Origin of the sequence: Zobellella denitrificans, assembly GCF_002237365.1 — a bacterium.
Classification (GTDB): Bacteria; Pseudomonadota; Gammaproteobacteria; order Enterobacterales; family Aeromonadaceae; genus Oceanimonas; species Oceanimonas denitrificans.
Window position 1 is genome coordinate 1 of the sequence record NZ_NMUO01000127.1, and the last position, 8,347, is coordinate 8,347.

The 8,347-nt window shown below is 68.9% G+C and carries 11 protein-coding genes; 3 read left to right on the plus strand and 8 right to left on the minus strand.

Annotation, left to right across the window (positions count from 1 at the left end; all coding sequences use genetic code 11):
• The 3 genes from flgA to flgN form a co-directional block, all read left to right on the plus strand.
• Positions 1-434 (plus strand): flagellar basal body P-ring formation chaperone FlgA (gene flgA, locus CGX12_RS18000; protein WP_142995681.1); only part of this gene is annotated, 434 nt, incomplete at its 5' end.
• A gap of 68 nt (positions 435-502) precedes the next feature.
• Positions 503-784 (plus strand): flagellar biosynthesis anti-sigma factor FlgM, encoded by a 282-nt coding sequence (flgM, locus tag CGX12_RS18005; protein WP_094041219.1) that lies wholly within the window; start codon positions 503-505, stop codon positions 782-784.
• Positions 781-1,203 (plus strand): flagellar export chaperone FlgN, encoded by a 423-nt coding sequence (gene flgN, locus CGX12_RS18010; protein WP_094041220.1) that lies wholly within the window; start codon positions 781-783, stop codon positions 1,201-1,203. The genes flgM and flgN overlap by 4 nt, the downstream gene beginning before the upstream one ends.
• Before the next feature lie 39 nt (positions 1,204-1,242).
• Here the strand turns inward: flgN and CGX12_RS18015 are convergent, their stop codons facing one another.
• The 8 genes from CGX12_RS18015 to CGX12_RS18050 form a co-directional block, all read right to left on the minus strand.
• A complete protein-coding gene (locus CGX12_RS18015; RefSeq protein ID WP_094041221.1) occupies positions 1,243-1,650 on the minus strand; it encodes a hypothetical protein in 408 nt (135 codons plus the stop codon).
• The gene (locus CGX12_RS18020; RefSeq protein ID WP_094041222.1) at positions 1,643-2,977 is read right to left on the minus strand and encodes a FliI/YscN family ATPase; all 1,335 of its coding nucleotides are present in this window, start codon (positions 2,975-2,977) and stop codon (positions 1,643-1,645) included. The genes CGX12_RS18015 and CGX12_RS18020 overlap by 8 nt, the downstream gene beginning before the upstream one ends.
• Complete coding sequence (locus CGX12_RS18025) at positions 2,964-3,659, minus strand: FliH/SctL family protein (RefSeq protein ID WP_094041223.1); 696 nt, start codon at positions 3,657-3,659, stop codon at positions 2,964-2,966. Before CGX12_RS18025 ends, CGX12_RS18020 begins: the two co-directional genes overlap by 14 nt.
• Positions 3,659-4,672, minus strand: coding sequence for a FliG C-terminal domain-containing protein (locus CGX12_RS18030; RefSeq protein ID WP_094041225.1), 1,014 nt, complete (start codon positions 4,670-4,672; stop codon positions 3,659-3,661). The genes CGX12_RS18025 and CGX12_RS18030 overlap by 1 nt, the downstream gene beginning before the upstream one ends.
• Positions 4,665-6,389: a flagellar basal-body MS-ring/collar protein FliF gene (fliF, locus tag CGX12_RS18035; protein ID WP_094041227.1), complete on the minus strand. Its 1,725-nt coding sequence runs from the start codon at positions 6,387-6,389 to the stop codon at positions 4,665-4,667. Before fliF ends, CGX12_RS18030 begins: the two co-directional genes overlap by 8 nt.
• A gap of 9 nt (positions 6,390-6,398) precedes the next feature.
• On the minus strand, positions 6,399-6,719 hold the full coding sequence (gene fliE, locus CGX12_RS18040) for a flagellar hook-basal body complex protein FliE (protein ID WP_094041231.1): 321 nt from the start codon (positions 6,717-6,719) through the stop codon (positions 6,399-6,401).
• Between the two features lie 5 nt (positions 6,720-6,724).
• A complete protein-coding gene (locus tag CGX12_RS18045) occupies positions 6,725-8,080 on the minus strand; it encodes a sigma-54 dependent transcriptional regulator (RefSeq protein ID WP_254918341.1) in 1,356 nt (451 codons plus the stop codon).
• A partial coding sequence (locus CGX12_RS18050) for an OmpA family protein (RefSeq protein WP_142995682.1) occupies positions 8,077-8,347 on the minus strand: 271 nt, incomplete at its 5' end. The genes CGX12_RS18045 and CGX12_RS18050, both read right to left, overlap by 4 nt.

Sequence of the window (8,347 nt, forward strand, 5' to 3'; positions counted from 1 at the left end):
AGTGCCCCGACAGCCCCGGCTGGCAGATCCGGGCCAGGCTCATGGTGCGGGTACGGCTGCCGGTGTGGGTCGCGGCCGAGCCCCTGTCCCGGGAGCAGGAACTGGTTTCCGCCCGGCTCGAACTGCAGGCCATGGACATTGGCGGGTTGCACCGGGGCTTTGTCAGCGGCCCCCGCCCCGGCGCGCAGCGATTGCTGCGGGATCTGCCGGCGGGCGAGCCGCCCTACCCGGCCCTGCTGGCCCCGGCCTGGCTGGTGCGCCGGGGAGAGCCGGTGGTGATCGAGGCGGTGGGCGAGAGCTTCACCATCAGCACCCGGGGCCTGGCCCTGGACAACGGCGCCGAGCGGGAGCTTATCCGGGTGCGCAACAGCGATTCGGGCCAGGAAATCCGGGCCCGGGTGGTGGGCGCCAACCGGGTGCGGACCCTGTTGTGATTGGCATTCAAGTTTTTCCGCCGGCGGGTCGTTATATCCCGGTAGCTGCGGATAAAAGGTAGAGAATCATGAAGATCACGCCCCAGAGGATAGGCGCCCTCGGCCCCCTCTCCTCCCAGGACGACAGCCGGAAAGGCCCGGCGACCGAGGTTTCGCCCCGGCAGGAAAGCGCGCCCAGGCTCAGCCAGGAGCTGAAGATGGTCCAGCAGGCACGAGCGGCGCTCGACGCCCTGCCGGAGGTGGACATGGACAGGGTGGCCGCCCTGCGCCAGGCCATCGCCGACAACGCCCTGCCCCTGGACATGGACGCCCTGTCCCGGGCCGTCATGGATCTGCACGGCAAGCCATGAGCCGGGAGCGACTGCAACGGCTCTGGCAACTGATCGGCCAGGAGCTGGAAGGCTACCGCCGGCTGCACCGCCTCCTGCTGCAACAGGGACGGCTGCTGCTCGGCCAGGATCACCAGGGCCTGCTGGCGCACAATCCCCGCCAGCTGCAGCTCGCCGCTCGCCTGGGCGAGCTCGGTGAACAGCGGGAGGCGCTGGCCCAGGCCCTTTCCGGCAGCAGGGGCGCCGACGCCATCGAACGGTTGTGCCGGCAACTGCCCGACAAGCCGGCCCGGGAATTGGGGCGGCAATGGCGGGAGCTGCTGGCCACGGCCCGCCACTGCAAACAGCTGAACGACGGCAACGGCCGCCTGCTGGCCAGCCAGAAGGAATGGCTGGAACGCCATCTGGATCTTAACGCCCCCACCTACGCGCCGGATTGACCGGTTGGGCGACGTGTAGGGCGACTTGTAGGGTCGAATTTATTCGGCCGAACCCCGGCTCAGGCACCATTCCAGCTGGTTTTCCCATTCCCGGTTCTGTTGCCGGCGTTGCTGCTCCTGCCGCCGCTGTTGCTCCAGCAGCTCCAGCCCCTTGACCTTGCCCGCCTGCTGGCGGCTCAGGCGGGCAAAGCGCTCCCTGTCCTGGGTGGCGGCCTGCAACTGCCGCTGCTGGACTGCCAGCACCTGCTCCAGATGCTGCCGGATCTGCCCCTGGTTGAGCAGGCCGAGGGCAGAGGTGCGCGCCTGGGGCTCGGCCAGCAGTTGCCGGGCCTGCCGCAGCCGCTGCTCTTGCTCCTGCAGCACCGCCTCCCGCTCGGCCAGCCGGTCCCGTTGCTGCAACAGGCTGTCCAGTTGCTGCTGTTGCTGTTTGATCAAATGGTTACGCATCCTGCTCTCCGGTCAGTGCGGCCAGGGCCCGCAGGCTCTCGGCCAGATCCACCGCTTCCTCCTCCCGCTGCTGCAGGAACTGCTGCAACTGCGGATAGCGGGCGATGGCTTCGTCCGTCTCCGGGCTTTTGCCGGCCTGGATGCCGCCCAGGGGCAGCAGCTCCCGCACCTGCTGGTAGAGGCTGAACCAGCGCTTGCACTGCACCGCCCGGGTCCAGTGCGGCGGCTCGGCCACCTTGCTCATCACCCGGCTGATGGAGGCGCCGATGTCGATGGCCGGATAGTGGCCTTGCTCGGCCAGGCGCCGGCTCAGCACGATGTGGCCGTCGAGGATGGCCCGGGCCGCGTCGGCCACCGGCTCCTGCTGATCGTCCCCCTCCGCCAGCACCGTGTAGAAGGCGGTCAGGCTGCCCTGGGGGTGGTGGCCGTTGCCGGCCCGCTCCACCAGCTCGGTCAGGGCGCTGAAGGCGGAAGGCGGATAGCCCCTGGCCACCGGCGGCTCGCCCACCGCCAGGCCGATTTCACGCCGAGCCTGCACGAAGCGGGTCAGGGAGTCCATCAGCAGCAATACGTCCCGGCCCTGATCGCGGAAATACTCCGCCACCCGGTGGCAGGCCTCCGCCGCCCGCACCCGCAACAGCGGGCTCTGATCCGCGGGCGCCGTGATCACCACCGCCTTGGCCCGTCCCTCGGGCCCCAGGCAGTCGTCGATAAATTCGCGCACCTCCCGCCCCCGCTCGCCGATCAGGCCCACCACCACCACCTCGGCGCGGGTATAACGGGCCATCATGCCGAGCAGCACGCTCTTGCCCACGCCGGGGCCGGCAAAGAGCCCCATTCGTTGGCCCTTGCCCGGGGTCAGCAGGGCATTGATGGCGCGCACCCCCACGTCCAGCGGCTCGCTCACCCGCTGGCGGTGCAGGGGATTGGGCACGGGGGCGTGCCAGGGGATCTGCCGCCCCAGTTTCAGGGGTAGCCCATCCAGCGGCCGCAGCTGGCCGTCCAGGATGCGGCCGAGCAGGTTGTCGCCCACCGCCAGCCGGGCATCCGGCGAGCAGGGGCTCACCCGGGAGCCGGTAAAAAGGCCCGACGGCGGCGCCAGCGGCATCAGCAGGGCCTGTTCCCGATCCAGGCCCACCACCTCGGCTTCCAGCTCGCCGCCACCATGGGTCTCGACGCGGCAGCGCTGGCCCAGGATCAGCCGGCAACCGGACACTTCCAGCACCATGCCGGTCACCCGGAGCAGGCGGCCGTAAACCTGGCCGACACCGAGATCCTCGTCCAGCGCCGCCCTGGCCTGCTGCAGCCGCGCCTCAAGCCGGCTCATCGCCGGCTTCCAGTCCCTGGCTCACCCGGGCGATGCCCTTTTGCAGCCGTTCCTCGGTCAGGGCCTCCAGGGTCAGGGTTTCGGTTTCTATGCGGCAGTCCCCCGGGGCCAGGGCCGGGTCGGTGTGCAGCGTCCAGCCCTGGCAGTCGGTGATGCCGAGGGCCTGCAGCCGCTGCTGATCATCGGGGTTCAGAAACAATTGCAGCTCCTGCACCCGGGGATCTATCCCCTTTAACGCCTCTTCCACTATCGCCAGTACCTGCTGGGGATTCAGGGTCAGCTCGGTGCGGATCACCCGCCGCGACACCTCTTCCACCAGCTCGCAGATCTGCTGCCGCTGCTGGCGCAGCGCCGACAGGGACAACTGCTGCCATTGCTGCTCGGCCCCCGTCTGCCACTGGCGCAGCTCCTCCGCCAGGGTTCGCTGCAGCTCCTTCAACTGGGCCAGACCCTGCTGCCGCCCCTGCTCGAAGCCGGCCTGGCGACCGCTTTCCGCCCCGGCCTCGTAGCCGGCCTGGCGGCCCTGCTCCAGCCCCTGTTCATAGCCTTGCTCAAAGCCCTGCCGGAACCGCTCTTCGTCCTGCTCCGCCGTTTCCCGTACTTCCGCCTCGCCGTAGAGGGAGGGAAAGCGGTAGCGGCGATAGCCGCCGGCGGGCCATTTGCTGCCTGAAGGACCCTTCACTAGCTCACCACCTGTTCTTCATACAGCTGGAACTCCAGCTCGCCCAGTTCGACCAGTTCGCGCACCAGCGCCATGACCTGGAGCCGTGCATTGTCCACCTTGCTCACCGCCACCGCGCCCTGGCGCAACATGTCCTGCTCCATCTGCTGGGCCATGCGCCTCGGCATGGCTTCCAGCATGACCCGGCGCACATTGCTGTCGGCGCCCTTGAGCGCCAGCCCCAGCGTCTCCAGCGGCAGTTCCTGCACGATGCGCTGCAGGGTTTCCGGAGTCTGCCGGGCCAGGCTGGTAAAGTCGTACATGTTGCGCTCGATATGGCCGGCGGTATCCGCATCCTGCTGCTTGATGGCCTCCATCAGCTGGCCGCGGTTGCCCTGGTAGCGGTTGACGATATCGGCCACCTGGCGTACCCCGTCCACCCGGGCACCGGCGTTCTCGGCCACGAAATCCAGGCAGCGCCGCAGCGCCGCCTTCAGCTCCACCACCACGAACTCGCTCACTTCGCTCAGGTTGGCCACCCGCAGCAACAGTTCGTCGTGCACGCTTGCCGGCAGCAGGGACAGCACCGCCGCCGCCGAGTCCGGCGGCAGGAAGGCCAGGATCACCGCCTGCATCTGGGGATGCTCCTGCTGCAGGAAGCGCGCCAGCACCTCGGGCTGCACCCATTGCAGCCGCTGGATCTCCTGGCGGACCTGATCCCCGTACATGGAGTCGAGCAGGCCCCGGGCCAGCTTTTCGCCCAGGGCCAGGTCCAGGGTTCGTTCCAGGTACTCCCGGGAGGCGGAATTGATGCCGCTCTGCTGGCGGAACAGGTCGAAAAACTCCTGCAGGGTGCCCTTGGCGGAGTCGGCCGACACGCCCGACAACCTGGCCATGGCCGCCGTCACCTTGCGCACATCGTCCCGGTCCAGCCGCTGCAGCACCCGGGCGGCGGCGGCCTCGCCCATGCTGAGCAGCAGCACGGCGGCCTTTTCCATTTCATCCAGCGCCATGGCCGTCTGTTGCTCAGTCATGATCTTTAATCCAGTGTTTGATGACTTCCGCCACCCGATCGGTTTCCCGCTCGGCCAGGATCTGCAGGTGGGCCACCTGCACCTTCAGTTCGCTGCCGGGGGGCGGCAGCTGCCACTCCCGCTCATCCATCTCCCAGGGCAGCAGGGTATGGGGACCGGCCTTGCCGGGCGAGGACGATTCCTGCCCCGCCACCGCCAGCCGGCCCGGTTCCCGGGACAGGGCCGGGGCGGGCGACCCCGCCACCAGGACATCTTCTTCCTGCCCGGCCGCCGCCAGCTGGCGACCGTTGAGGTGGCGCACCAGCGGCCGTACCCCGAACAGCAACAGGGCCAGCAGCATCAGGCCGGCGGCCAGGTAGCGGGCATAGTCCTGCCATTCGGGGCTCTGCCACCATTGGGGCTCGGGCGGAAACTCGGTCAGCACCGCCTGGGGGGTGAAGTCGAAGCTGGTCAGGGCGAACTGGTCGCCCCGCGCCCCATTGAAGCCCACGGCTCCCTGCACCATCTGTCCCAGTTGCTCCAGCTGCGCCTGCTGCCAGCCGCCTTCCGGCGCCACCCCATTGTTCAGCAGCACCGACACGCTGAGCTGGCTTAGCCGGCCGGTCTGGTAGCGGGTATGCACCACGGAGCGGCCACTCTCGAACTGGCGCTGAAATTCACGCCGTTCCCGCAGGTTCTGGTTCGGTTGCTTGTCGCCCTCGGCGTCCTCCCCGGTCTGGGGCGGCACATTAGCCAGGGCGCCGGGAATGCCCAGGCCCAGGCTGTCCTGGCTGTTGTTTTCGCTGCCGCTCTCCCGCAGCAGCACCGGGCTCTGGTCCAGGGTTTCCCGGGTTTCCTCGACCGCGTTGAAATCCAGCTCGGCGGTGACCTGCACCCGGAAATTGTTGGCCCCCAGCACCGGATAGAGCATGTCCCGGGCGCGCTGGGTCAGTTGCTGCTCCAGCTGGCGGGTAAGCTCCACCTGGCGCAGGCTCAGGCCCCGGCTGAGGCCGTCGGCGGCCAGGTGGTCGCTCAGCAGCTGACCGCCCTGGTCGATCACCGACACCTTGTTGTTTTCCATGCCCGGCACGCTGCCGGCCACCAGGTTGACGATGCCCTCCACCTGGCTCGGATCCGGCTGCCGGCCGGGGATGATGTCCAGCATCACGGACGCGGTCGGGGTCTGCTCGGCCCGACCGATAAAGAGGGTGCGCTCGGGTACCGCCAGGTGCACCCGGGCGTTGCGCACCCAGTCCAGTGCCATGATGGTGCGGGCCAGCTCGCCTTCGAGGGCATGGCGATAGCGGCGGGTTTCCATAAACTGGCTGGTGCCCAGGCCGGTATGCTGGGCCAGGCCGTCCAGGCCGGTCGGCAGCACCGCCTTGATGCCGCGGGAGGCCAGCAGCATGCGGGCCTGGCCCAGCAGCCCCGGCTCCACCAGTATCTCCCCGCTCTGGGGGTCGAGGCGAAAGTCTATCTTGCCCGCCTCCAGGGCCTCGACGATGCTGCCCTTGTCGTAGAGTTCCTGCTTGCCGTACAGGGGCACATAGCTGCGTCCCGACTGCCACAGCAGCCCTACCACCGCCACGGCGATCACCGAGGCCAGCAGGCTGAGCAGCAGCACCTGCCGATGGTGGCGGGACAGCCCCTGCCAGCGGGACCAGCCCTGGCCCAGGGAGGCCTTGAGCTGCCGGCCCGCGGCCAGGCCGGGGTTGTTGATGGATTGCACTTCGGCCATGGAGTCTCCTTACAGCGGCATGCGCATGATGTCGTCGAAGGCGGTCGTCAGCTTGTTCCTGATCTGCACCAGGGCGGAGAAGCTGAGCCCGGCCTTCTGGCTGGCGAGCATGGCGCCCACCAGATCGTCGCTGGCGCCGGTCTCCACCGCCGTCATCAGCCGGGCCGACTGCACCTGCTCGGCATTGATGCCGCGCACCGACTGCTTCATCAAGTCGGTAAAGGAGCCCTGCTCCACCGCCGGTGCGATGTCGCCGCCGGCGGCGCGTTGCTGCAGTTGCGTCATCCGCACCAGCATCGCCTGTTGTTCTGTCTGGAGTGAGATATTCATCAAGGTCAGGCCCCTACGGCTCGGTCGATATCGATGCCCTGCTCACGCATGGCGGCAAGTTTGTAACGCAGCGCCCGGGTGGTCAGCCCCAGGGCTTCGGCGGTGCGGGAACGGTGTCCGCTGTGCTGGCGCAGGATCTGCAGCACATAGTCGAACTCGGCGCGCTGGCGGCTGGCCTGCAGCCCCTCGCCCCGCTCCCCGCCATCAGTGCAGGGCGCCGCGCCGAAGGACGACGGAGAAGGCCGGCGCGTACCTTCCGGCAGCATCAGATCCGCCACGTCGATGATGGCGCCCCGGGCCAGGATCAGCGCCCGCTGGATGACGTTTTCCAGCTCCCGGATATTGCCGGGCCAGCCGTAGTCGAGCAGGGCCCGCTCCGCTTGCTGGCTCAGGCGGAAAGCCTCTCCCCGGCCGTAACGGGCCAGGAAATGCTGGGCCAGGGGCAGTATGTCCTCGATGCGTTCCCTGAGCGGCGGCCAGCACAGGGGCAGCACGTCCAGCCGGTAGAACAGGTCTTCCCGGAACTGGCCGGCCGCCACCGCCTCCCGCAGATCCCGGTTGCTGGCGGCGACGATGCGCACGTCCAGGCGGATCTTCTGGTGGCTGCCGAGCCGCTCCACTTCCTTCTCCTGCAGCACCCGCAGCAGCTTGGCCTGCAGGCCGAGGGGCATTTCCGAGATCTCGTCCAGCAGCAGGGTGCCGCCGTTGGCCAGCTCGAACTTGCCCGGCTGCGCCTGGGCGGCCCCGGTGAAGGCACCCTTGCTGTGGCCGAACAGCACCGCCTCCAGCATGGTCTCGGGAATGGCGGCGCAGTTGACCGCCACAAAGGGGCCCGCCGCCCGGTCGGAAACCTGATGCACATATTGCGCCAGGCATTCCTTGCCGGTGCCCGACTCGCCGCCGATCAGCACCGCCGCCTGGGTCTGGGCCGCCCGGTAGGCCAGTTGCAGCACCTGCAGGCCGGCACGCGAACGCACCACCATGTTGCCGGTGCTCCGCCGCAGGGCCAGGCTCTGCCCCAACACCCGCAGCAACTGGCTGGGCTGGTAGGGCTTGAGCACATAATCGCTCGCCCCGGCGCGCAGGGCTTCCCCGGCCAGGGCGCTTTCCCCGTGTTCCACCATGGCCATGATCACCGCCTGGGGAAAGCGGCTGACGGCGGTGCGGATCGACTCGAGAAAACCGGCGCCGATGTCGCTGTCGACCAGGATCACCCCGGGCTGTTCTCCCCCGGCCCGGCCCAGCCCGGCCATCGCCTCGACCCGGTATCCCGCCGAGAGCAAAGCGCCGTAACACAGATCGGACACACCGGCCCGGGACACCAGCCACAGCAGTGTCGACGATGTGGATTCCCCTCTCATGATGCCTCTTCCTCCTTGATGATCCGGATAACGACCCGCCGGTTCTGGTAGCGCCCGGCCGGGGTATCGTTCGTGGCCAGGGGGGAGGCGGCGCCATAGGCCCTGACCTCCACCGCCAGGGCCGGCAATTGCCGGCGCAGCAGCTCGGCCACCTGCTCGCCCCGCTCCCGGGACAGGCGCAGGTTGAGCTCGGGATGGCCGCTGCTGTCGGTAAAGGACTCGACCAGGATGCCGCGGACGCCGGGCTCCGCCGCCAGGCGGCCGGCC

What these genes read in the sequence shown, in the direction of transcription:
- flgM (WP_094041219.1), top strand. Translation starts at nt 503, where the DNA reads ATGAAGATCACGCCCCAGAGGATAGGCGCCCTCGGCCCCCTCTCCTCC.
- flgN (WP_094041220.1), top strand. Translation starts at nt 781, where the DNA reads ATGAGCCGGGAGCGACTGCAACGGCTCTGGCAACTGATCGGCCAGGAG.
- CGX12_RS18015 (WP_094041221.1), bottom strand. Translation starts at nt 1,650, where the DNA reads ATGCGTAACCATTTGATCAAACAGCAACAGCAGCAACTGGACAGCCTG.
- CGX12_RS18020 (WP_094041222.1), bottom strand. Translation starts at nt 2,977, where the DNA reads ATGAGCCGGCTTGAGGCGCGGCTGCAGCAGGCCAGGGCGGCGCTGGAC.
- CGX12_RS18030 (WP_094041225.1), bottom strand. Translation starts at nt 4,672, where the DNA reads ATGACTGAGCAACAGACGGCCATGGCGCTGGATGAAATGGAAAAGGCC.
- fliF (WP_094041227.1), bottom strand. Translation starts at nt 6,389, where the DNA reads ATGGCCGAAGTGCAATCCATCAACAACCCCGGCCTGGCCGCGGGCCGG.
- fliE (WP_094041231.1), bottom strand. Translation starts at nt 6,719, where the DNA reads ATGAATATCTCACTCCAGACAGAACAACAGGCGATGCTGGTGCGGATG.
- CGX12_RS18045 (WP_254918341.1), bottom strand. Translation starts at nt 8,080, where the DNA reads ATGAGAGGGGAATCCACATCGTCGACACTGCTGTGGCTGGTGTCCCGG.